General features: G+C 52.3%; 20 protein-coding genes. 10 read left to right on the top strand and 10 right to left on the bottom strand.

Features of this window, described 5'->3' with window-relative positions; genetic code table 11:
* Positions 1-42 precede the first annotated feature (42 nt).
* Positions 43-2,475: a ribonuclease R gene (rnr, locus tag JF44_RS0113655; RefSeq protein WP_033069542.1), complete on the top strand. Its 2,433-nt coding sequence runs from the start codon at positions 43-45 to the stop codon at positions 2,473-2,475.
* Positions 2,476-2,555: 80 nt separating this feature from the next.
* Here the strand turns inward: rnr and JF44_RS0113650 are convergent, their stop codons facing one another.
* Positions 2,556-3,338: an Hpt domain-containing protein gene (locus tag JF44_RS0113650; protein ID WP_033069541.1), complete on the bottom strand. Its 783-nt coding sequence runs from the start codon at positions 3,336-3,338 to the stop codon at positions 2,556-2,558.
* A 196-nt stretch (positions 3,339-3,534) separates the two neighbouring features.
* On the opposite strand from JF44_RS0113650, the gene JF44_RS0113645 reads away from it, so the two are divergent.
* The 3 genes from JF44_RS0113645 to rpmG all read left to right on the top strand — a co-directional run bounded on the left by JF44_RS0113645 (position 3,535) and on the right by rpmG (position 5,903).
* Positions 3,535-3,939: a DUF983 domain-containing protein gene (locus JF44_RS0113645; RefSeq protein WP_033069540.1), complete on the top strand. Its 405-nt coding sequence runs from the start codon at positions 3,535-3,537 to the stop codon at positions 3,937-3,939.
* Positions 3,940-4,009: 70 nt separating this feature from the next.
* Positions 4,010-5,641 carry a S41 family peptidase gene (locus tag JF44_RS0113640; RefSeq protein ID WP_238318457.1) on the top strand — a complete coding sequence of 544 codons (1,632 nt, stop codon included), beginning with the start codon at positions 4,010-4,012 and terminating at the stop codon, positions 5,639-5,641.
* A 94-nt stretch (positions 5,642-5,735) separates the two neighbouring features.
* Complete coding sequence (gene rpmG, locus JF44_RS0113635) at positions 5,736-5,903, top strand: 50S ribosomal protein L33 (RefSeq protein ID WP_008890790.1); 168 nt, start codon at positions 5,736-5,738, stop codon at positions 5,901-5,903.
* 101 nt (positions 5,904-6,004) lie between these two features.
* On the opposite strand, the gene JF44_RS0113630 is transcribed toward rpmG, so the two are convergent.
* Positions 6,005-6,379 carry a DUF423 domain-containing protein gene (locus JF44_RS0113630; RefSeq protein WP_033069539.1) on the bottom strand — a complete coding sequence of 125 codons (375 nt, stop codon included), beginning with the start codon at positions 6,377-6,379 and terminating at the stop codon, positions 6,005-6,007.
* A gap of 258 nt (positions 6,380-6,637) precedes the next feature.
* A complete protein-coding gene (locus JF44_RS0113625; RefSeq protein WP_033069538.1) occupies positions 6,638-7,318 on the bottom strand; it encodes a Crp/Fnr family transcriptional regulator in 681 nt (226 codons plus the stop codon).
* Between the two features lie 247 nt (positions 7,319-7,565).
* Here JF44_RS0113625 and JF44_RS0113620 point away from each other — a divergent pair, with 247 nt between their 5' ends.
* Positions 7,566-8,402, top strand: coding sequence for an alpha/beta hydrolase (locus JF44_RS0113620; RefSeq protein WP_033069537.1), 837 nt, complete (start codon positions 7,566-7,568; stop codon positions 8,400-8,402).
* 86 nt (positions 8,403-8,488) lie between these two features.
* On the top strand, positions 8,489-10,273 hold the full coding sequence (gene ggt / locus JF44_RS0113615; protein WP_052065909.1) for a gamma-glutamyltransferase: 1,785 nt from the start codon (positions 8,489-8,491) through the stop codon (positions 10,271-10,273).
* A gap of 75 nt (positions 10,274-10,348) precedes the next feature.
* Here ggt and JF44_RS0113610 read toward each other — a convergent pair whose 3' ends face one another.
* The gene (locus JF44_RS0113610) at positions 10,349-11,014 is read right to left on the bottom strand and encodes an HAD family hydrolase (protein ID WP_033069536.1); all 666 of its coding nucleotides are present in this window, start codon (positions 11,012-11,014) and stop codon (positions 10,349-10,351) included.
* A gap of 11 nt (positions 11,015-11,025) precedes the next feature.
* A complete protein-coding gene (locus JF44_RS0113605) occupies positions 11,026-11,379 on the bottom strand; it encodes an ArsC/Spx/MgsR family protein (protein ID WP_033069535.1) in 354 nt (117 codons plus the stop codon).
* Positions 11,380-11,523: 144 nt separating this feature from the next.
* On the opposite strand from JF44_RS0113605, the gene dusA reads away from it, so the two are divergent.
* The 4 genes from dusA (at position 11,524) to JF44_RS0113585 (ending at position 16,672) form a co-directional block, all read left to right on the top strand.
* A complete protein-coding gene (gene dusA, locus JF44_RS0113600; RefSeq protein WP_033069534.1) occupies positions 11,524-12,519 on the top strand; it encodes a tRNA dihydrouridine(20/20a) synthase DusA in 996 nt (331 codons plus the stop codon).
* The gene (mnmC, locus tag JF44_RS0113595; protein ID WP_052065907.1) at positions 12,516-14,558 is read left to right on the top strand and encodes a bifunctional tRNA (5-methylaminomethyl-2-thiouridine)(34)-methyltransferase MnmC2/FAD-dependent 5-carboxymethylaminomethyl-2-thiouridine(34) oxidoreductase MnmC1; all 2,043 of its coding nucleotides are present in this window, start codon (positions 12,516-12,518) and stop codon (positions 14,556-14,558) included. The genes dusA and mnmC overlap by 4 nt, the downstream gene beginning before the upstream one ends.
* 44 nt (positions 14,559-14,602) lie before the next feature.
* Positions 14,603-15,757 (top strand): 3-phenylpropionate MFS transporter, encoded by a 1,155-nt coding sequence (locus JF44_RS0113590; RefSeq protein WP_238318456.1) that lies wholly within the window; start codon positions 14,603-14,605, stop codon positions 15,755-15,757.
* Positions 15,758-15,862: 105 nt separating this feature from the next.
* Positions 15,863-16,672: a class I SAM-dependent methyltransferase gene (locus JF44_RS0113585; protein WP_238318455.1), complete on the top strand. Its 810-nt coding sequence runs from the start codon at positions 15,863-15,865 to the stop codon at positions 16,670-16,672.
* Positions 16,673-16,678: 6 nt separating this feature from the next.
* Here the strand turns inward: JF44_RS0113585 and JF44_RS0113580 are convergent, their stop codons facing one another.
* The 5 genes from JF44_RS0113580 to JF44_RS0113560 all read right to left on the bottom strand — a co-directional run bounded on the left by JF44_RS0113580 (position 16,679) and on the right by JF44_RS0113560 (position 23,292).
* On the bottom strand, positions 16,679-17,185 hold the full coding sequence (locus JF44_RS0113580) for a GNAT family N-acetyltransferase (protein ID WP_081944451.1): 507 nt from the start codon (positions 17,183-17,185) through the stop codon (positions 16,679-16,681).
* A 7-nt stretch (positions 17,186-17,192) separates the two neighbouring features.
* Complete coding sequence (locus tag JF44_RS0113575) at positions 17,193-18,362, bottom strand: ABC transporter permease (protein ID WP_033069530.1); 1,170 nt, start codon at positions 18,360-18,362, stop codon at positions 17,193-17,195.
* The gene (locus tag JF44_RS0113570) at positions 18,359-19,357 is read right to left on the bottom strand and encodes an ABC transporter permease (protein ID WP_033069529.1); all 999 of its coding nucleotides are present in this window, start codon (positions 19,355-19,357) and stop codon (positions 18,359-18,361) included. Before JF44_RS0113570 ends, JF44_RS0113575 begins: the two co-directional genes overlap by 4 nt.
* A 78-nt stretch (positions 19,358-19,435) precedes the next feature.
* Positions 19,436-21,208 carry an ABC transporter substrate-binding protein gene (locus JF44_RS0113565; protein ID WP_238318454.1) on the bottom strand — a complete coding sequence of 591 codons (1,773 nt, stop codon included), beginning with the start codon at positions 21,206-21,208 and terminating at the stop codon, positions 19,436-19,438.
* A gap of 155 nt (positions 21,209-21,363) precedes the next feature.
* Positions 21,364-23,292, bottom strand: coding sequence for an ABC transporter ATP-binding protein (locus JF44_RS0113560; RefSeq protein ID WP_033069527.1), 1,929 nt, complete (start codon positions 23,290-23,292; stop codon positions 21,364-21,366).
* Position 23,293 lies beyond the last annotated feature (1 nt).

Genomic DNA, 23,293 nt, shown 5'->3' with positions numbered 1-23,293 from the left:
CCTTCCTTTTCTATGGAATACCCATGAAAGGACGCCGCAACGTTGGCGAACGACACAGAAGACAAAAAACACTTCCCCACCAAGGAAGAGATTATCGAGTTCATCGATATGAGCCCCACCCCTGTAGGCAAACGCGAAATCGCTCGTGCCTTTAACATCAAGGGTGCGGCCAAGATCGAACTTAAAAAGATCCTGAAAGACCTTAAAATTGGCGGCGATGTCGTCAAGGGGCGCAAGCGGTTTGACAAACCGGACCGCCTGCCCCCGGTTGAGGTTCTTGAGATTACCGGCATTGACGATGACGGCGAAGTTCTTGCCAAACCAAATGTTTGGAAACATGACTACGATCCACCGTTGATCGTAGTGAAATCGATCCGTCGTGGCGGCCCGAGTGCGCCAGGCATCGGCGACAAGATTTTAGCCAAGCTGCGCTACACCGGTAAGCAGACCTACGAAGCCAGCATCATGAAGGTCCTTGGAAGCGGCCCACAGCGCGTTCTGGGCCTTTACCGCCCCAATGAACGCGAAGGCCGCGTTGTGCCCACCGACCGCAAGGATAGCGGCGAGATCGCCGTCCCGCTTGATGATCATCCCGATCTTGAAAGCGGCGCATTGGTGCTGACCGAGATTCTGCCGGGTAAACATTTCGGGTTGCGCAAAGGCCGAATTACCGAAGTTCTTGGCAACATCAACGAACCAAAATCGATCAGCCTGGTGTCGATCCACGCGCGCGGTATTCCGTTTGAATTCCCCCCGGAAGTCGAACTGCAGGCACGTGAGTCCAAGGCAACTCCAATGGGCAAGCGAACTGATCTGCGCGATATCCCACTGGTCACGATTGATGGCGCGGATGCGCGTGACTTTGATGACGCGGTTTGGGCAGAACCAGATCCGGACCCGGAAAATGAAGGCGGCTGGCACCTCATGGTGGCGATTGCCGATGTTTCTTGGTATGTGCGACCGGGCGATGCCCTTGATCGCGAAGCGGTAAAGCGTGGCAACAGCTGCTATTTCCCGGATCGCGTCGTACCGATGCTGCCGTTTGAGCTGTCAAACGGTTGGTGTTCGCTTGTGCCACACGAAGACCGTGGCTGTATGGCCGTTGAAATGTGGCTTGATAAGCATGGACACAAACTGCGTCACAAGTTCTGTCGTGGTATGATGCGATCTGCTGCGCGCCTGACTTATGATCAGGTACAGCGCGCGATGGATGGTCATCCGGATGAGACCACCGGCCCTCTGGTCGATACGATCATCAAACCGCTCTATGGCGCGTTTGGCGCATTCCTTGAGGCACGCAAGAAACGTGGCGTGCTTGAGCTGGACGTACCTGAACGCAAGATTGAGCTTAACGAACAGGGCCAGATTGTCGCCATCGCAGCGCGTGCGCGCTTTGATAGTCACAAACTGATCGAAGAATTCATGATTGCGGCCAACGTTTGTGCCGCCGAGGAACTGGAACGTATCAAGCAGCCCTGCATGTATCGTATTCACGATGCACCAAGCGAGGAAAAGCTTGAAGCACTCCGCGAGTTTCTTGAAGGCGCTGGATACAAGCTTAATAAAGCGGCTGTCCTGCGTCCGCGTGATTTCAACCATATCCTTGAAATGGCCAAGGACACCGCAGAGGCCGAACTGATCAATACGGTCGTTCTGCGCAGTCAGTCTCAGGCAATGTATAGCCCGGACAATATTGGTCACTTTGGCCTCGCGCTTAAGAAATACGGTCATTTCACGTCGCCGATCCGCCGTTATGCCGACCTTTTGGTCCATCGCGCGTTGATCGCTGGCCTGAAGTTGGGCGAAGGCGGCCTGCCCCCCGAAGAAGGTGAACGGTTCGAACAAATTGGTGAAGATATCTCCGGTACCGAACGGCGCGCGGCCATGGCTGAACGCGATGCGGTTGACCGCTATGTCGCGGCCTATATGTCAGACAAGGTCGGTGCCGAGTTCCCGGGCAAGATTTCAGGTGTGACCCACTTCGGGCTGTTTGTATCGCTAAATGAAACCGGTGCAGACGGTCTTGTACCGATTTCCACCCTGCCTGATGACTATTACGTCCATGATGCGGCAAGCCATGCGCTTGTCGGGCAGAACCGGGGCAAGAAATTCCAACTGGGTGACACGGTTGTTGTTCGTATTGCCGACGCGGATGCTGCAACTGGATCTTTGGCACTGCGTCTGGCCGAACATGCTGATATTACCGCACGTGATCTGGTCGAACGTCCTCGCGGACGTCGTGGCCAGAACAAACGACGGGGCGGCAGCCCGGGCGATCGTAGCCATCGTCACGGCAGCAAGCCCGGTTTCCGATCCGGCCCGAAGGCCGGAAAAGGACCTGACGGCACGTCTGCAACCAAGTCCAAGAGTAAAGCAGGCGGCAAAAAGAAAACAACACCGAAAAAACAACGCAAACTGGTCGCATCCAACCGCGCATCGCGCACTGCGGCCAAAGGTGGTTCCAAACCGCAATAGCCCATCTTTCCCAGCCGAACATCAAAGGCGGCCAAACATGGCCGCCTTTTCCTTTGAAGCCCGGGTGGAAGACACTTTGATTAGATCATGGTTTCGATGAACTGTTTCAGATGTTCAGACGTCTGCTTACCCCGGTTGCTGATGATTGCGACATTTGCGGGTAACCCTTCAAGGTCAGGGTGAGACGCATCAAAACTTGTCAGCAAACCAAGCTTTTTATCTTCAAGGGTTTTCATTGCTGCCAACGCACGAACGAGTTCAATACCGCTCAGCCCATCCAGGACAGCTGCAGTAATAACGGCATCGGGGCGCGACTGAACGACTGTTTCAAATGCTTCTACTGCGGTGCGCGCCGTGATGGTCCGAAATCCTTTTTCGCGCAGTTCACGCTGCAAAAAATGCGCCTGAACGGCCGTTGCCGTGACCAGAAGGATTTCTTTGTCCTGTGCAACGGAAAGCTGTGATTTCTCATCCTTCTCGTCAACCTTGGCACTGCGTGTTGGCAAGGAGCGGAGGATACGGGTTTCTTCTTCGGCTGGCGGGTTGGTACCACTTTCTATGATCTCGCGCGTCCAACTGGTGAAATCGACCAGCGATGCCGCTTCAAGATCATCGATCTCGGTCAAGTCGGCGATATAATCTTCCAGACGGTGGGCAATAGCCCCTACCAGCGGGAAACCAAAAGAACCGGCAAGGCCTTTTACAGTGTGGGCTTCGCGCCGAAGTTCAGCAATACCTGCTGACGCCTCATCCATCCCCCCGGCAACACGATCAATCGTCGTTTCGATACGATCAATCCGTTCCAGTGTGTCCTCAATGAAGTCTTGTTTCAGACCAGCGACTATCGCGTCTGCATTGCCCATTGGGTCACTCCTTTGTCGGCTGTGCGATCAAACAAACATACTTCAATGTATCCGTATGCGCCCCAGAGGTGAATTGGGTGGGTCGATTTTGCTTGCTCAGGCGATCGAACATGTTGATGATGCTTCACCGTCTCAATGCCCGTTTTCGCCCCCTGAATCAAGTGCGCGCTGAGACGTTACAGGAGAATAGCTTTCTATGAACGCCCCACAAAATGTTTCCCCAGAAATACAGCCTGACAGCTCGAAAAGTACCGGAAACAAGCTTTTGACCGGATTGCGTCGCGGGTTCTGCCGCAAATGCCCTAACTGTGGGCATGGTTTTGCATTTGGCGGTTACCTTAAGCTGCGCCACGAATGTGATGTCTGCAGCCATCCGATCGGCGAGTATCGTTGCGATGATGCTCCACCCTATTTCACAATCTTCCTTGTGGGACATATCGTTGTTCCCGGCGCCTTGATGATGGAACAAAACCTGAGCCCGTCGCTTACGCTACAACTTGCGATCTGGCTGCCGGCCACTGTGGCTTTGTGCCTGAGCTTCTTGCCCTTTATCAAGGGCGCTGTTCTTGGCACCCAATGGGCGATGGGTATCAAAGGATAACCATTGTCTAAACGCTGATTTTTGCATTAGAATTTGCGCGTTACTACCCAGTGTTAAACGGATTGTTTCGTTGGTCGCATTAGGCGTCTCCATTGTCAGCTATCAAAATCCGGATCGCAATTTGCGTGGTTTGCGGCGTATCTTGGCTGCGGTCGGACTTTGTGCTTTGCAAGCCGCCTGCACGACGTCCAATAGTGTCGGGATTACTTCGCCTGATGATCTCCGCACCCGCGACCTGATGACCCAAACAATTGAATTGGTCGCAACCCGTTATATTGATCCGATCAGCCGGGAACAAATTTTGGTCAACACGCTTGATGGTTTGTCATCGATTGATGAAGACATCCGCGTAGATATCACGCCAGACAATCTGGTCTTGCAATATCGCGATCAGAATATCGACACCATCCCATTCCCTGCTTTGTCCGACGACGATACCGGTTCAGACAATATGCAGGTTTGGGCGGAAATGACGCTTCATGGCCTGGCTAGCTATCGTGTGTATTCGTGGAAGTTGCGAAACAGCTCGACCAAAGATGTGGAATCGGCACTGATCAGCGGTGCCATCCGAAATCTGGACCGCTATAGCCGTTATGAAAGCCCCGAACGCGCTGAAAACGCGCGCAACCGCCGTGATGGATATATCGGGGTCGGTGTTCGGGTTGTTGGTGGCACTGGCTACCCCGTCATCAAGATTGTTCATCCGGAAAGCCCTGCGTTCAAGGCGGGATTGCACCCGGGCGATCAAATACTAACGGTCGATGGCGAAGACATGTATGGCAAAGCCAGCCGCTATACCGCCGATCTGTTGCATGGCGAAGAAGGCAGTTCTGTCATGGTTGAAATTAACCCTGCCGGCAGTAAAGCCATCACCCCGGTCGAAATCATGCGGGAGCGTGTTATTGACCGCACCGTTTTCACCGAAATCCGCGATAATGTTCTGATTGCCCGAATTAGCAGCTTCAATTCTGCAACGGCAACGACACTTGCCGACAGCATCCGCAAGGCAAAACTGTTTGATGGCGGCCTGCAGGGCGTCATTCTGGATCTTCGTGGCAATCGCGGTGGATTGCTGCAACAAGGTGTCTCGGTTGCTGACCTGTTTTTGGCCAATGGGCCAATCGGCAAGACCTATTCACGTGTGATCGTTGCCCGTCATACCTTCAAGGCCGAAACAAAAGATCTAAGTGAAGGTGCCCCGCTTGTAATCCTGATTGACGGCCGCACAGCGTCTTCAGCAGAGTTGGTGGCTGCTGCCCTTCAGGATCGCAATCGTGCGGTGTTGATCGGATCTACGAGCTTCGGCAAAGGGTCCGTACAGGCCATCAACGACCTGCCCAATGACGGTACGCTGACATTTACCTGGTCACGCCTGACCGCCCCTTCGGGATATACGTTTGACAGAATTGGGCTTTTCCCAGCCATCTGCACGCAGCCAAACACCAATACCAGCGCAGTCCATCAAGTCGCACAGGCGCTATCAGAGCGTGATCAAATCGCGTCTGTCATGATGAAATGGCGTAGCCTTGATTATCAGGACGAAAAAAGCCGCCGGGAACTTCGGAATGTCTGCCCGGCACAGCCAAACGACGAAAAAATCGACATTGAAATTGCGTTGGAACTTATAAAAAACCGCAGTGAATACAAGAATCTCGCCTATGCCGGACAAGAGGAAATCGCCGATACTTTTGCAGGGCAATAATTTTGCATTCTTTTTCGTCAAAATGGCTTGACAGTCTGCTGATAACCTTTATGTTCCGCGGCCTGAGATACACCTGAACACAGGATGCAGAGACATGGCGAAGCCCGCTTCGATCCTCGTAAAGTTGGTAAGCACCGCAGATACCGGTTACTTCTATGTTGTTAAGAAGAACCCGCGGAATACCACCGAGAAATTCCAGTTTCGCAAGTACGACCCGGTCGTGCGTAAGCACGTCGTGTTCAAAGAAGCGAAAATGAAGTAATTCGGTTTTTCGGAACCTTATTGCAAAAGATACAAAAAAGATGTGTCCTTCGGGGCACGTCTTTTTTGTTATTTATCTGTCTTTAGCCAACCGCGCCGCCATCAGCCAAATCGGCGAAACCCCGCTGCTGCCAGCAACAGCCAACCACCGATGAATGCGAACCCGCCAACAGGTGCGACAGCCCCCAGTACCGATGCACCGCCAAACGCAATGGCATACAAAGACCCGCAAAAGAAAAAAATACCCGCAAGCATGGCATAGGCCGCAATGCGCAAAATCTTTTCATCAGGCACGTGATGCACAAGAGCGGCAATCACACCAAGGGCAACGGCATGTACCAACTGGTAATGAGCGCCCTTTTCCACCAGGCCACGGGCATAGTCCATCTCACTGCCCGACATGCCATGTGCAGCGAACGCACCAAGACCAACCGCCATTGCCCCATTAAGGCCTGCCATAACCACAGAAATACGCATCGGATCTCCTTGCTGTGCGATTGGGTGAGATAGAAGAACACACTCGCATTAAGTTCACCATGCTTTAGCCAGCCACGCCCCCAATTGCCATACGAAAACGCAAAAAAAATGGCCGTACATAAATGTACGGCCAGTAACTCTCTTGGGGGAGATGTGCCGGACCATCTAAATGTCCGTCACACCCATATGAATACCCACTGTTTGCGCCCTACTCTGTGACAGCCATCACATAAGAGCACAATTTTATTCAAATATTGTCTAGTGAATTGATTCACTTAGAAATTCTTCAAGTTTTCGAACATCCGGTACAAACAGCCCACTGTCCACCTTGGTCACCAGGTTTCTGCGTCCCAAACTGCCCATAACGCGTGCGACTGTTTCACGCGACGTGCTGACGCGGCCGGCAACTTCGGAATGCACAGGCACGGGCGACAACAAAGCCGCACCATTTTCATCACACACATTGGTCGCACGACGTAAAATTTCGGCAATGACGCGTTCATTCGCGCCAAGAGTGCTGACATCGACAATTCGACGGGTCGAAGTCCGAACAATTCTGGCAAGTTCACCGATGACATTCCAGGCAACCGAAGGGTGGCGTTTAACTACCTTTTCGAAGTTTGTCGGGCTTAGGATGCCGACATTGGTGTCATCAACCGCTATCACGCAGGCCGAACGTGGTTCGCCGTCAATGGCCGACAATTGGCCAACACAGCCTCCTGCCCCAATTTCCTCAAGCGTAATTTCACGACCAGAAAGCGAATAGTTCACAATGCGCACGCGCCCTGAAAGGATCAGATAGACATCCGAACTGTCAGACTCTGGTTCGATAATTTGCGAACCGGCCGTAAAAGTTTTCCGGTTTATGTGGCGTTCGACATCCGCTATCGCGCTCTCGTCGAGATCCGCGAAAATGCCAACCACAGATAATTTGACCATATCCCCCAAGCTTTTCAACAAGGTGTTGTTTTTATCAGGACAGCAGGGTTTCTGCGTCCTGTCACATATTTCCTTTGTCCCTTGAGGCAATCATAAGCAAACAACACCGGACTGACAATCATTGCTAGAGCAAAGCCGGGTTCCTACATGACAATGGACAAAAACATGCTGCATATGCGAACATGGTTCACACCATTTCAACCATGGCATTAAATCGCATTTATCCCGCTTCGCGAGGAGATCGGACATGAGCCAGGAACTTGAAATCTTTCGCCGCAGCCCCGTCGGCAAGCCCAAAAGCAAACACCCGCTTGTTTTTGTCCATGGTGCTTACACCGGGGCCTGGTGCTGGAACGAACATTTCTTGACATGGTTTGCCGATCGCGGCTTTGAAACAGTGGCCTTTTCCCTGCGCGGACATGGCGGAAGTGGTGGTCGCGAACTTCGTAGCCTCGCATCTATTGATGACTACGTAGAGGACCTTGAGGAAGTTGTTGAAACCCTCGGCAAAAAACCTGTTCTGATCGGCCATTCAATGGGAGGGTACATCGTTCAGAAATATCTTGAACGCCATACCGCCGAGGCCGCTGTTCTGATGGCATCAGTTCCCCCCGAAGGGCTTATTGCCAGCAACACCATGATGGCTCTTGCCCAGCCCGATTTGTATTTCCAGTTGTTCTGGCTTCAGGCCATCGGCCCGCATACGATGCTTCGCGAACGCCTTGGCCGGGCGATGCTGTCGCCTGATATCGCCGAAGATGAAGGCATGATCTATTTCGGCCGACTTGAAACCGAAAGTCAGCGCGCGATTACCGATATGATGGGCAGCAATCCCGTTTTCCTGACCAAAGACAATGTCCCACCGATGTTGGTGATGGGGGCACGCGATGATGAAATCATCCAAAGTGAGCTTACCCGCCATACAGCCAATCGATATGGTGCAGACTATGCTTTGATCGACGACATCCATCACGCCATGATGCTTGATAAAAACTGGGTAGAGGTAGCGGAAACGATGTTGGCATGGCTTGAGGTCAATCTTGTCACCCAACAGCGTAAAAAAGGGAACAAAACGGCAGCCTGACCTTTATGAGCAATCAACGATTGCTTTCATTTGTCAGAAATTTCTGGAACCATGGCCAACCCGAACCCAAATGCGAGGTTGGTAGCATGTCCCACAAGGTCACGATTTCCCGAAATTTTGTAGCATTTGCCACCCTTGCGGTTTCAGGCATCATTGCGATCACCGCCGGTTCCGCCAACGCACAACAAGCAGCCGATACATTTGCCCCTGAAAGCGGTGTATCAAGCGCCGGTCACGGTCAGTCGGTTACAGCAAAAAACTGGATAATCTCTGCTGCCAATCCCCACGCCGCCAAGGCCGGGGCAGATGTTTTGCGTCAAGGGGGCAATGCAATTGATGCAATGGTTGCCGTCCAAGCGATGCTTGGCCTGGTCGAGCCGCAATCTTCGGGCCTTGGTGGCGGTGCCTTCCTTGTTTATTACGACGCACGCACGGGCCAACTGACCACCCTTGATGGTCGTGAAACAACGCCGATGGCAGCAACCCCGACCCTTTTTCAAGACGAGAACGGCGAACCGTTGAAATTCTATGATGCCGTAGTCGGCGGGCGATCCGTCGGAACACCCGGCACACCGGCACTTTTGAAAACTGCCCATGAAAAATGGGGTCAGCTGGAATGGCCGGCCCTCCTTGCCGCGGCAACAAACACGGCCGATCATGGCTTTGAGGTTTCCGAACGTCTTGCGTCACTGATTGCTGCTGATCAGGAAAACCTGTTGCGTGACCCGGTCGCCAAAAACTATTTCCTTGATCCTAATGGCGCACCGCTTTCATCGGGCACGTTGCTTCAAAACCCGGAATATGCGGCAACACTGCGCGACTTGGCTCAAAATGGAACTGAAAACTTTTATTTCGGGACCATTGCCCGTGATATCGTCGAGAAAGTCCAGTCCGCGTCGTGGAACCCAGGGGTTCTGACGTTGCGTGACTTTGCCAATTACGAAGTCAAAGAACGCGCCCCTGTTTGTGCAGAATATCGCGGATATGATGTCTGTGGGATGGGGCCACCATCATCAGGCGGACTTACCGTCGGGCAGATTCTGGGAATGGTTGAACCGTTTGATCTTTCCAGCCTTGGTCCGGATGCGCCTGAAACCTGGCGCCTGATCGGGGATGCATCACGTCTGGCTTTTGCCGATCGCGGGCGTTACATGGCCGACACAGATTATGTACCGATGCCCATAAACGGATTGCTTGATCAAGACTATCTGGCCAGCCGGGCAAAGATCCTTGAACGTGATGACGCGCTTGATGAAGTATCCCCCGGGCATCCATCCTTTAGCCACGCCATGCATCTTGCAGATGACGACGCCATCGAATTCCCAAGCACCAGTCATTTTTCAATTGTCGACAGCTTTGGTAATGTCGTGTCGATGACCACGACCATTGAAAATGGTTTCGGTTCACGTCTGATGGTGAATGGCTTTTTGTTAAATAACGAACTGACCGATTTTTCGTTCCGAACACACAAGGACGGGGTCCCGATTGCCAACCGTTTGGAACCGGGCAAACGTCCGCGTTCTTCAATGGCCCCGACCATTGTCATGAAGGATAACAAGCCTTTTATTGCCACAGGATCACCAGGCGGTTCGCGCATTATCGGGTATGTTGCTCAATCCATTATCGCGATGATTGACTGGCAAAAACACCCGCAGGCCGCAATCGACATGCCCCATCTGGTCAATCGGTTTGGAACCTATGACATTGAAGCCAACACATCGGCAGAGGCACTGAGCGTCCCGCTTGAGGCGCTTGGTTTTAAAACCAACATCCGTGATCTCAATTCCGGCATTCATGCGATCATGGTGACCGATGACGGCTTGATTGGTGGCGCGGATGCGCGTCGTGAAGGCATCGTGATCGGTGAATAACCTTAACTGGCACAAAAAACGGGGCCAGCTGCAACAGTGACCCGTTTTTTGAACTCCGGCATAAACCGTTCAGACCTATAGCCAGCTTTCCAAAAGCCCCAGCAAATCCTTGTGGTCCTGTGCAATATAATGTGCCCCGGCATCCCGCAGAAGTTCTTCTGGCGTGATATCAACAAGGCCTATGGTCGTTGCCCCGGATGCAACACCGGCGCGCACGCCACTTTGGCTGTCATCAATCACCACGCATTGATTGATTGGCACGTCAATTTTTCCGGCAGCAAGCAAGTAAACATCCGGATGGGGTTTGGGGTTTTCAACATCATGCGCCGAACAAATCCGGCCCTGGAAACGGTCACGCAAGCCGACCTTGGCCAATGATACATCCATCTTTTCATGCGGGCCATTACTGCCGATCGCCATGGGAATGGCATGACGGTCAAGCAGATCAAGTATCTGATCAAGATCATCAAAGGGTTTCAGATCGTTTCGGAATGCCTCGAAAGTGCGCTGATAACATTCCTCAATCCAGTTATCAGGCAAGGTCACACCAAACTTTTGCGCCATCGTGGGCCCGACGGATGCAAGCGTTCCACCAATGAAGAAATCATGGGTTTGTTTGGAATCCATCGCACAACCGTAATCGCACAACAAATCCGTCAGGACTTCATTGGCAAGGCTTTCGGAATCAACCAACACGCCATCGCAATCAAAGATGACGCCGTGAACAACAGGTTTTGTCATAAATACTGTCCCTAAACGCCTGCCAGTTCCGACCAACGTGTCTCGTCATAGGCAACTATTCGGGTTGATCCGAAATCAACAACCGGTCGCTTGATCACAGTCGGGTTGGTTGCCAGAACTTCAGAGGCCTTAGGCCCGCCCTGTTCAAGCGTTGCCTTGTCCTCGTCGCTCAGGTTGCGATAGCTTGGCCCGCGTTTGTTGATCAGAGTTTTACCACCAACCTCGTGAAGCCAGCCTTCGATTGTCTTGGCATCGATCCCGTCTGCACGAAAATCATGAAGTTTGTTTTCAATGCCTTTGGCATCAAACCATTTCAGTGTTTTTCGGACCGTATCGCAGTTCTTGATGCCGTAAATCGTAACCATATCAAATCCTGTGCTTTCATGTCATCGGGATGCAGCCATGCATCACGCAAACGGTTTTGACCCTAAATCCCGGAACCTATATAAAGACCGCGCTTGTAATACAGCAACCCTCTTCACCCCGCTTTGATAAGAAACGGTAGGCAAATGACTGTTAATCGGCGTATTTCCGTCGCCCCGATGATGGATTGGACGGACCGGCATGATCGCTACTTCCTGCGGCAGATCAGTCGCCATACGTTGCTTTATACCGAAATGGTCACAACCGGTGCCATCATTCATGGCGGGGTTGACCGGCATCTGCGTTATAATGATGCGGAACATCCGGTCGCACTTCAACTTGGAGGTAGCGATCCGGATGATTTGGCGCGTGCCTGTGACATTGCCAATGAATACGACTATGACGAGATCAACCTGAACTGTGGTTGCCCGTCTGACCGGGTGCAAAACGGCGCATTTGGCGCGTGCCTGATGGCGACACCTGATATCGTTGCGACTTGCGTGAAATCGATGATTTCGGCCAGCGACGCCCCGGTCACGGTTAAAAACCGCATCGGCATTGATGACCAGGAAGACTACCCTTCGCTTAAACACTTTACCGAAACGGTTGCCGAGGCCGGCTGCAAAACCTTTATCGTCCATGCCCGCAAGGCATGGCTCAAGGGCCTGTCGCCAAAGGAAAACCGCGAAGTTCCCCCTTTGGAATACGAGCTGGTCTATCAGCTCAAACAGGAATTCCCGGAACTTGAAATCCTGATCAACGGCGGCATCAAGACACTTGATGAAACCGAACAACATCTTGCACATGTTGACGGTGTGATGATCGGGCGCGAGGCCTATCAGAATCCCTACATCCTTGCTGATGTCGACCGCCGGTTCTATGGCGATGATACAAGGCCACGCACCCGCCATCAGGTCGTTGAGGCCATGTTGCCCTATATTGAACAACACCTGAACGAGGAACATGGAACCATTGGCCATGTCACCCGTCATATGTTGGGCATTTTCCAACAAATGCGTGGTGCCAAACAATGGCGCAGATATCTTAGCGAGAACGCACATCGCAAGGGTGCCGGGATTGAGGTCGTCCGCGAAGCATTGGCGCTTGTCCCGGAACAGGATAACGAGGCCCTGTCTGCATGACAGCAGAGCAAAGCCAAAACACGCCATCCAAAAAACAACAAAAACCCGGTGCGATCATCTGGCACGATGGCGATGTGCCATACTCCCCGCATTTTGGCGATGTTTACTACAACCCAAAAGATGGTCTTGCAGAAACACGCTATGTGTTTCTTGATGGCAACAACCTGCCTGATGCATGGCAAACAGTCGAAAATTTCACCATTGGCGAAACAGGATTTGGCACCGGATTGAACTTTCTCGCAGCATGGCAATGTTGGGACAATGACCCAAATCGTTCGCATCGCTTGCATTTTGTTTCGGTCGAAAAATTTCCCCTCTCACGCGATGAAATAATCCGTGCTCATCAAAGTTGGCCGGAACTAGCCGACTATTCCATCCAACTTGCTGATGTTTGGCCGCATGAGACCATGTTGCCCGGCGTGCATCGCTTTTCACTGGCAGACGGCGCCATCACCCTCACCCTTTTGATCGGTGATGCCATTGAATGCTGGTCGGAATATGCAGGCAATATTGACTGTTGGTTTCTTGATGGATTTGCCCCGTCCCGAAATCCGGATATGTGGCACGCATCCCTGTTTCAGGCACTTGCCAGGGCCTCCGCCCCCAGCGGGGCAAGCCTTGCAACATTTACCGCTGCACGTATTGCCCGTGATGGTTTGGAAAGTGCCGGTTTTGAAATCAGCAAGCGCAAAGGGTTTGGCTACAAACGTGACATGATCACAGCGACCCTGCCCGCCAGCACACAATTAACGGATGAACCACGCAAATTTACGCTGACCGATGCACCTTGGTTTAACCTGCCAAAAGCAGGCAACGTAAAATCGGTCGCAATCATTGGGGGCGGTCTTGCCGGTGCTTCCTGTGCAGAGGCACTAAAAAAACGCGGATGCAGCACAACCATTTTCGAAAAGGCTGATCAGCTTGCAAACGCAGCATCGGGCAATCCGGTTGGAATGCTTGAACCTTACCTAACGGCTGATAACGCCATCATGGGGCGATTTTACGAGGCTGGATATCGATTTAGCCATCGCAAAATCAAACGCCTTGCCGATACCGGGCAAGTAGACGCCGCATTTTGCGGTGTCATTGATCTTGCCACCAGCGCACGCAAACGCGGACGACTTGATGGTCTGATCGCGCGCCTTGCCGACAAATCCGACATTGCCGAACCTTTAACTGCACAGCAGGCCTCAAAACGGTTCGGGCTGCCCTTGTCGTTTGGCGGTGTGTTTTATCCCTCTGCCGGGTGGGTCAATCCGCCATCGCTGGTGAGAGCGCTTTCAACGGGCATTGAGACCCGACTGTCGACGTCAATCAAAAGCATCCTCGAGACACAGGACGGCAATATCCTGACGGACGACGATGACAAACAATATGGCCCGTTTGACGCGGTAATTGTTGCTGGTGCCTATGAGTCCCGATTACTTGAACAAACCCGCTGGCTTTCAGATCATCTTTGTCCCGTGCGCGGCCAAATCAGTTACATACCTGAAAACGTAATCGCAGAACCGGGCGACGGCGCGACAATATCATGCGTGCTTAGTCACAAGGGTTACATCGCACCGGCCCGAAATGGCGTGCATATATTTGGGGCAACTTTCGAGCGCGGTGACGAGAAGACGGATGTTCGCGAAGGTGATCACGCGTTAAATATTGCCCAATTAGCACGTGCCCTGCCCGATGTTGCTGCCAAGCTTAAACCTGCCGTGCTTGAAGGTCGTGCGTCGCTACGCACGACAACCACAGATCACTTGCCACTAATCGGACCCGCACCGAATTTTGAACGATATCTTGCAGCTTATCACGACATAGACAAGGGGAAGAAAGGTGCGCGATATATCGGTGCGCCTTGCCATAAAGGCGTGTATATCTGTACCGGATTTGGGGCCCGCGGATTGATCGCCACCCCAATCGCGGCCGAAATCCTTGCCAGTGAGATTTGCGATATGCCCCTGCCTTTGGAACAAACGCTATTGCATGCCATCCACCCGGCGCGGTTCCTTGTTCGTGGTCTTAAACGTCGACAGGTTACGGCATGAATACAACAATCCCCACACCATCCCCAATCAAAGATCCCGACCGAATGAGAACTGCGACCATTCTGGCGCTGTTTTTTTCAGGGCTGTTTTTGATCCAGGGCGTATTCCTGCCCTATTGGCCGGTTTGGCTTAAGGCACAGGGGTTGTCTGCAGCGGAAATCGGAATCCTGTTGTCATTGCCAAACTGGGTGCGGGTTTTTGCCGATCCACTGATCGCCCAACGGGCGGATCGCACAGGCAACCGTAAAACGCCGATGCTGTGGTTTGCCGGGATATATGTCCTGTCGATCCTCGCCTTCCCGGTTTCCAGCAACTTTTGGTGGCTTGCCGGGCTTTCGGTGGTCATTGGATTTACCTTCTCGCCGTTATTGCCGCTTGGCACCACCATCACGATCCATGAATGCAAGGCACGTGAACTTGATTACGGGCGGGTTCGGCTTTGGGGGTCCCTTGCCTTTATATTGGCATCCTATGGTGCGGGTTGGGTTTTGGACGGGACGTCCACCGAATGGATCGTCTGGATGTTGTTCATTGCAGGAATTGTGAACTTCGCCATCACCACCCGCATGCCGGACCCACAAACGGATCGGCCATTGCGGTCAGGTTCTTCGCTGGTGTATCTGCTGCGCAAACCGGTTTTCCTGATTTATTTGGCCTGCATCGGATTTGCCCAGGGTGCCCACGGCACTTATTACGCCTTTGCGTCGGTACACTGGGAATCGGTTGGTTATTCCCATGAGATGATCGGTGTTTTCTGGTCTATTGGCGTGATCGCCGAAATCGCATTGTTTGCCGTTGCGGGACGGTTTGTACGCGGAAGACATCCGGGAATGTTGTTCGCACTTGGTGCCATATGCGGCGTTATCCGCTGGATTGTCTTAGGGACCAGCGACAATTTGTGGCTGATTATTCTGGTGCAACCGCTTCATGCAATGACCTTTGGCATCACTCACCTTGCGGCTGTCAGCTTCATTGCCCGGGCCATACCGCAACAATTGGCAACATCTGCGCAAAGCTTGATGGCGACACTGTCGATGGGTGTCTTTTTGGGCACCAGCATTTGGATATCCGGGCCGCTTTATGATCAATTCGGCGCACAAACCTATTACCTGATGGCACTGTTCTCGTTGATTGCCTTGATGTTTGCTATTTGGCTGATCCGCCGTTGGCGTGGCGAAGATCAGACCTTCTGCGACTGATGGCATGAACAATGAAAAAGATTGCGAAAGCAAAACCTAACTCAAAGGGGCCGTAATATGACCTCCATGCCGTTCTCTCGCAGAATGCGCCGTTGGAAATTTGGTTTGAAAACATTGTTCGGCAGTTCCCCCGCCGGATATTTCATCCCCTACCGCTATGCCAGCGAGACAGCGACCGCCGTAGGACGCCCAAAGTACCCGGCGATCGAAACCATGATGGATCATGCCGCGCCAACAATGAAGGCGTGGTTGACCAAGGCCGGCCAGTATCCGGAAGCATTTGCAAGTTTTGGCAATGCCACCCCGCCCGATCCGCGCTGGCAACAAAGCTGGTTTCCACGTCTGGATGGCATGATGGCCTATGTCTTCACCCGTGAATTTCGCCCAGACAAGATTATCGAAATCGGATCAGGCCATTCGACACGTTTCTATTACCGGGCGATCAAGGATGCTGAACTGAACACAGCCTTTCATGCAATTGATCCGGCTCCGCGTGCAGATATCGCCAAGCTCCCGATTACGGTTGAACGCACCATCGTCCAAAAGGCCGATCCATTGGTTTTTGCCCACCTAACAGGCGGGGATATCCTGTCGATCGATTCAAGCCACATCCTGATGCCGGGCACCGATGTTGACCTGCTGTTTTCATCCGTGATCCCCACCCTGCCAAGCGGGACGATCCTTCATATCCATGACATCACCCTGCCTGATGACTACCCGGAAATCTGGCAATGGCGCGGATATAATGAACAACAAGGTGTAGCGGCGCTTCTGGCCAGTGGCGGGTTCGAGATTTTGTGGTCAAGCGCCTATGCTACAACACGCATGATCGATGAAGTTGAACAATCAATTGCCAACGGCATCCACTTGCCCAACGGTGCGCATGAAACAAGTCTGTGGCTGCGTAAGAAGTAACTCGCGTCAGGCCACGGGATGGCGGAAAACAAGATCATCCGAGTCAGGCCGCAATGCACCGTGATCCAGCACAGCACCTAGGCGCTGTGCCAGTTTGATTGACCGTTCGTTTGCCGGAGAAATGTAACTGACCAATGTTTCCAGGCCCCGCACATTGAATGCCCAATCACGCGTAGTCATGGCGGCCTCGTACGCGATCCCCTTGCCTTCGGCCGCCTCATACAACATCCAGCCCAATTCGTACTCGGGGAACAATGGTCCGGAATTGATACCGACCTGTCCGACGCACAGGCCCGTGGATTTTTCATCAATCATCAATGAGCCCAAACCAAACAAACTCCACTGGGCGATATCGCGGCAAAAAAGACTCCACGCATCAGCCGTATCGAATGGCCCTCCCATATGCTTTGCGCGACTTGAAGAAAGCATTATGACATAATCCGGCCAGTCATCCATCGACATGGAGCGAAGAACAAGGTGCTCAGTCTCGATCCTTGGGGCCTTATACGACATTACAGCCTCAGTTCTTGTAGGGATCTGCCGCATCACGCAGACCATCGCCAAGGAAGTTAAACGCAAGCACGACAATCACCACAGGCACGACAGGCAGCATTAGCCAGGGATAGACTGCGACTGCATTGATGTTTTGTGCCTCGTTTAGCAAAACACCCCAGCTTGTCACCGGCGCACGTAGACCAAGCCCAAGGAAACTGAGTGCTGTTTCCCCAAGGATCATATTCGGGATCGAAAGTGTAACGGACGCTATCAGGTGGCTGGCGAAGTTTGGCAGTAAGTGGCGACCGATAATGCGTTTTGGCTTCGCCCCCATCAGACGGGCCGCAAGTGCATAATCCTCTTCACGCAGGGCCAGAAGTTTTGATCGCACGGCACGGGCAAGCCCGGTCCAGTCAATCAGACCCAGAATAATCGTGATACCGAAATAAATCAGTATTGGGCTCCAGGTCACCGGTAAGGCCGCCGACAGCGCCATCCAAAGCGGAATTTCCGGCAAAGACCGGATGACTTCAATTGCGCGCTGTGCTGTTGAATCTACCCAACCGCCGTAATACCCGGCCGCCCCCCCGATCAGAATGCCCAACAGGAAGCTAACGGAAATCCCGACCAGACCAATGGTCAAAGAAACCCGTGCGCCATAAATAATGCGCGAGAACATATCGCGCCCAAGCCGGTCGGTGCCAAACAGGAACAAGGTACCGTTTTCTGGCGGACAGACGAAATGGAAATCCATTCCAACCATGCCCCAGAATTCATATTCATCGCCGGAACAGAAGAACCGCAATGGTTCCACCCGATCCGGGTTCACCGTATAGATCGGCTTTAGCGTTTCCATATCCACAGAGAATTCAGTGCCATAGGTAAACGGCCCGACAAACGCGCCCTCATGGAACAGGTGTACGCCTTGGGGCGGGTGATGGATGAATTCGGAGTTCCGCGTTTCCTGTGCATAAGGTGCGATGAATTCAACAATAAAGACCGATGCATACATGATCGCCAGAATGATCAGCGAAAAATATGCAAGCCTGTGACGTTTCAAACGCCACCACATCAATTGCCACTGAGACGCCAGAAAGTACTTTTCCTGTTCTGGCGTCAGTTCTTCCCGATCCCATGGATCAAATGGAGCGGTATCGACAAAATGTTCGTTGCGCTTATCGCGTTCAATGCTCATTGACCGACCCCTCCCTGCAGACGAATTCGGGGATCAAGCCAAGCCAGCAACACATCGGAAACGAACATGCCGACCACTGTCAGCAATGCGAGGAACATCAGGAATGACCCTGCAAGATACATATCCTGACTTTGCAGTGCCGTAAGCAGCATAGGACCTGTTGTAGGCAACGACATCACAACAGACACCAGAACAGACCCAGATACGACTTGGGGCAGGATGTTACCGATATCGGCGATAAACGGGTTAAGCGCCATGCGCAGCGGATATTTAAACAGCACCTTCTTGGGTGAAAGCCCCTTGGCATGTGCAGTTACGACATATTGCTTGCTGAGTTCATCAAGCAGGTTGGCGCGCAGACGCCGGATCATGGATGCAGTCCCCGATGTCCCGATTACAAGAACCGGGGCCCAAAGGTGCTCGACAACTGACATCACCTTGCCAAATGACCATCCCTGATTGATGTATTCCGGGTCCATCAGGCCACCGATTGACGTCCCAAACACAACGTTCGCGTAATACAAAAGGATCAGCGCGAACAAGAAGTTCGGCATGGCAAGCCCAAGGAAACCAACAAAAGTAAAACCGTAGTCCCCCCAGCTGTACTGGCGGGTAGCAGAATAAATTCCGATCGGGAAGCTTACAATATAAATGAACAATACCGTGCTGAAGTTCAGCACCAGTGACAGCCAAAGCCGATCTCCGACCACTTCCCTCACAGGAAGGTTGTATTCGAACGAGAACCCAAGATCCCCGTGCAGCAAGCCCCACGCCCACTCGGCGTATTGAACATATATCGGTTGATCCAGACCATATTGCTGCTTGAGAAATTCAATCTTGGCCGGATCGACGGCCTCACCCTGCGCCTGAAGTTCATTCAGATAGGTGGTCAGAAAATCCCCAGGGGGAAGCTGGATGATCACGAAAACCAGCACGCTGATCATGATCAACGTGGGTACCATCACAAAAAGCCGTCTTGCCAGATAGGTTAGCATCGGCGCTATCGCTCCCCCGAGGTTGTTTCATCACCTTCCCTCGTGGCAATGAAACAACACGTTTTATCGTTTAAGTGTTTATCTGTCCCACCAGAAAGTATCAGGGCGGTATATCCCAAAGAATGCCCCGGGCTCCCAGCTATGAATGCCTTTTTCCGGCACGTTGCGCAGGTCTTTGTCGACCACAACCGGTTGCGGTACATTCCCGATCAAACCGATCGAGAACATGTTTTCCGAATTGATATCCAGAATTTCCTGCCAGGCTTCTTTGCGGCCTGTTTCGTTACTGGATTGCCATTTGTCGTACAAATCCATCAATTTCTCGGCTGCTGGCATATCCGGCGCTTCACCAGCCTCACCATCGGTTTGATAGTATTGGCCCCATTTCGGCCACTGCAGGCTGTCTTGCTGAACCGGGACGAATTCGGATGGCACAGAATTCGGTGTCGCCAACCCATTGTCGACACCGTTGAAGATCGACATGATGGTCTCACCGGCATAGGCGCGGCTGCGCATTACTTCACGCTGCAGACCTTTGACGAACATCTTGATGCCCGCCTGACGCCAGCTGTCACCAATCAGTTCAAGCATATCGTCATGTTCAGGGTTTTCACCGGACGTCTCGACAATGATCTCCATCGTGCGACCATCCGGCAACAGGCGGATACCATCGCTATTGCGCTCATCAAGCCCCATTTCATCAAGCAACCTGTTTGCGACCTTGATGTCGAAATCAGTATAGCTATCGCGATATTCCGATTTGAAAAGCGGGCTTTTCGGCAAGACCGTATTGTTTGTCGGCTTTGCCAAACCAAAGAACAGCACCCGATTAATTTCCGTACGGTTAATGGCCAAGGATAACGCGCGACGGAACCGCACATCGCGAATGACATCGCGCCAGACCGGATCACTCGCGGTCAGGTTGGGATAAATGGCTGCGTAAGACCCCGCACCAACGTCCCACAGGCGCACCTGATAGTTTTGCTTGGCTTCAGACTGCTTTAAGAACGTGTAATCCTTAAGTGTCAAAATCCGGCTTTGCAAATCGACTTCGCCCGCACCGACTTTGGCCGGAACAAGTTTGGCGTTTGAGATATTGAAAATCATCCGGTCGATATAGGGAAGCTGATTACCTTCCGGGTCGACGCGGTGATAATATGGGTTGCGTACATAAACGAACCGGTCAGATGGTTCTTCGGTGGTAATCAGCCATGGTTCAAGCGACGGACGTTGAATATTGGACAGTTTATAGGGGCGGTCCATATCCGTGTGTAAAACCGCCCAATTGCGAAGTCCCCGTTCGCTGACCATCGCATCAAGTTCTGCCGGGTCGCGGTAGTCTTCGTGAAACTGTTTCAGGTAATGCGCTGGTCGATAAATAAATGGTGGGCGCGTTCCCGCCAATTCGGTCAGGAAGAACGGGTTTGGCCGCGACCAACTGTAACGCACTGTATATTCATCAAGGATTTCAAAAGTTGCCGGCTCATCTCCGACAAACAGGAAACGTGGCGGGCCAACCGGGAACAATTCATCGTTATTGACGATGTCTTCCCAGTAATAGCGAAAATCCTCAGCGGTGAACGGGGTTCCATCAGACCATTTGTGTCCTTTGCGGATATGCAACGTAAACACGTTGCCTTCCTCGTTAACATCAAGGGCTTCAAGAATATCGGCCTGAAGGTTCAGATCCTGATCGTAGCCAATCAAGCGCGCATAACCATATACAACCGCCATGCGGATGTCTTTTGACCGACCCATAATGGTGACAAATTCACCACCGTATTTACCAATCGCTTTGCCTTCCGCCCCAAAGTCAATCACATGCGGGTGTTCGGGCAATCTTTCGTTCATTGTCGGCAAGGTTCCCTTTGCAACAGCATCTGCAAAATAGGGAACCTCTGCGTGCCCCGTCGTCGGGCTTATGCCTGCCCACAGGACCCCGGTCGACAGCAAACACCCGCCAATCACGCGACACATATACGATACTCTGGGATGCGAGAGGCTGATCATATTGCGACCTCCGTAAAATCGGCACGCTCAGCACGAACAAAATGATCCTCGGCAAACTGCATCATCTTAGGTGCACTGTTCTGATTGATTGTAAAGGGTGCAGGCCAGCGCGTTGGATCTGATGCCTTGCCATCAACAATTTTGTCGAAATCAAGCAAGTGATCAAGATCAGCAAACGGCACCGCATGCAGCAAGGCCTGCGTATAGGGATGCACCGGATTTCTAAACAACTGTTCACGCGGCGCAGATTCCACAATACGTCCGGCACACATCACGGCAATCCGGTCTGCAACATAATCGACGACGGCCAAATTGTGCGAAATAAACAGATACGTCAAATTAAGGTTGCGCTGTAAATCCTTCAAAAGATTTAGAATTTGCGCCTGAACCGATACATCAAGCGCAGATGTCGGCTCATCAAAAATCAACAGATCAGGTTTTAGTCCAAGCGCACGCGCGATGCCAATACGCTGACGCTGCCCACCAGAAAAACTATGTGGGTATCGATTTAGAAAACGCGGATCAAGCCCGACCAAATCCATCAGTTCAAGTACCATTTTACGCCGATATTCCCCATCCCCAACCCCATGAATAAGCATTGGTTCAGCAACAATATCCTGCACCGTCATTCTTGGGTTCAAAGATCCGAAAGGATCCTGAAAAACGAATTGTATCCGTTTTCGATATGGATTTAGCTGATCTTCATCAAGTCCGACCAATTCGGTCATCTGTCCGCTTTCGCCGCGAAACAGAATGGAACCATCGTCCGGGTTCATGGCACGCATGATCAGTTTGGAAAGTGTCGTTTTCCCACACCCACTTTCGCCGACCAGCCCAACGCATTCGCCGCGATTAACTGTGAGCGACACGTCGGAAACTGCCGGAATGCGCTGTTCTTCGGATTTGAACCAGTTACCCTTACGCGTGCTGAAACTTTTGCTGATGTGTCGGACTGCCAAAACCGGTTCACTTGCCATGGTCGGATGCAGCGCAAGAGACGCTGGGACTTCAGTGTTCTCGCGCTGGGCTTCGGCGTTGCCTACCTCGGCAAGCAAGCTTCCTGTCTTTGGCTTGATTTCTCGCAATGGACGTAAACGTTCATCTGGCCCCATATTAAAATGCGGAACCGCCGCCAAAAGAGACCGCGTATAGGCATGGCCGGGATTTATGAAAACCTCTTGGGTTTGGCCTGCCTCGACAACGCGGCCATCATAAACCACAACCATCCGGTCAGCCATGTTTGCCACCACGCCAAGATCATGCGTGATCAGCAACAAAGACATCTGCAGTTCGGACTGAACCTCCCGGATCAGGCGCAGGATTTGCGCCTGAATTGTAACATCAAGTGCTGTTGTTGGTTCATCTGCAACCAACAGTGCCGGACGGCAAACAAGCGCCATGGCGATCATGGCGCGTTGACGAAGCCCGCCGGAAAGCTCGAACGGATATGTTTTCAGCGCCCTTTTGGGTTGAGGAAAACCAACAAGCGTCAACATTTCCACAGCAAGTTCGCGCGCTTCACGCCCCCTCACCTTACGGTGCAGACGAACGGCTTCGCAAATCTGATCCCCAATCGTGTGAAGCGGTGACAAGGAACTCATAGGTTCCTGAAAAATCATCGAAATGCGCCCACCACGGATGGCGCGCATTTCCTTTCCCGCGCGGTCAAGCATTGAAATATCAACGCGGGTTCCGGGCTTTTTCGGGTCGGCAAAGATGATTGATCCATTGGTAATCTGAGCCGATTTGGGCAACAGCCCCATAATCGCTTGAGAAATCGTACTTTTGCCAGATCCGGACTCACCAACCAGGGCGACGGTTTCCTGCGCACCGATACGAAAGCTTACATTCTCGACGGCCTTAACACGCATGTGCGGCAAGACGAATTCAACTTTCAGATTCTTGATGCGCAGAATATCGGTCATT

This window comes from Thalassospira australica (genome assembly GCF_000763295.1).
In the GTDB taxonomy this organism is placed as follows: domain Bacteria; phylum Pseudomonadota; class Alphaproteobacteria; order Rhodospirillales; family Thalassospiraceae; genus Thalassospira; species Thalassospira australica.
This window is presented reverse-complemented; position numbering and strand designations above follow the sequence as displayed.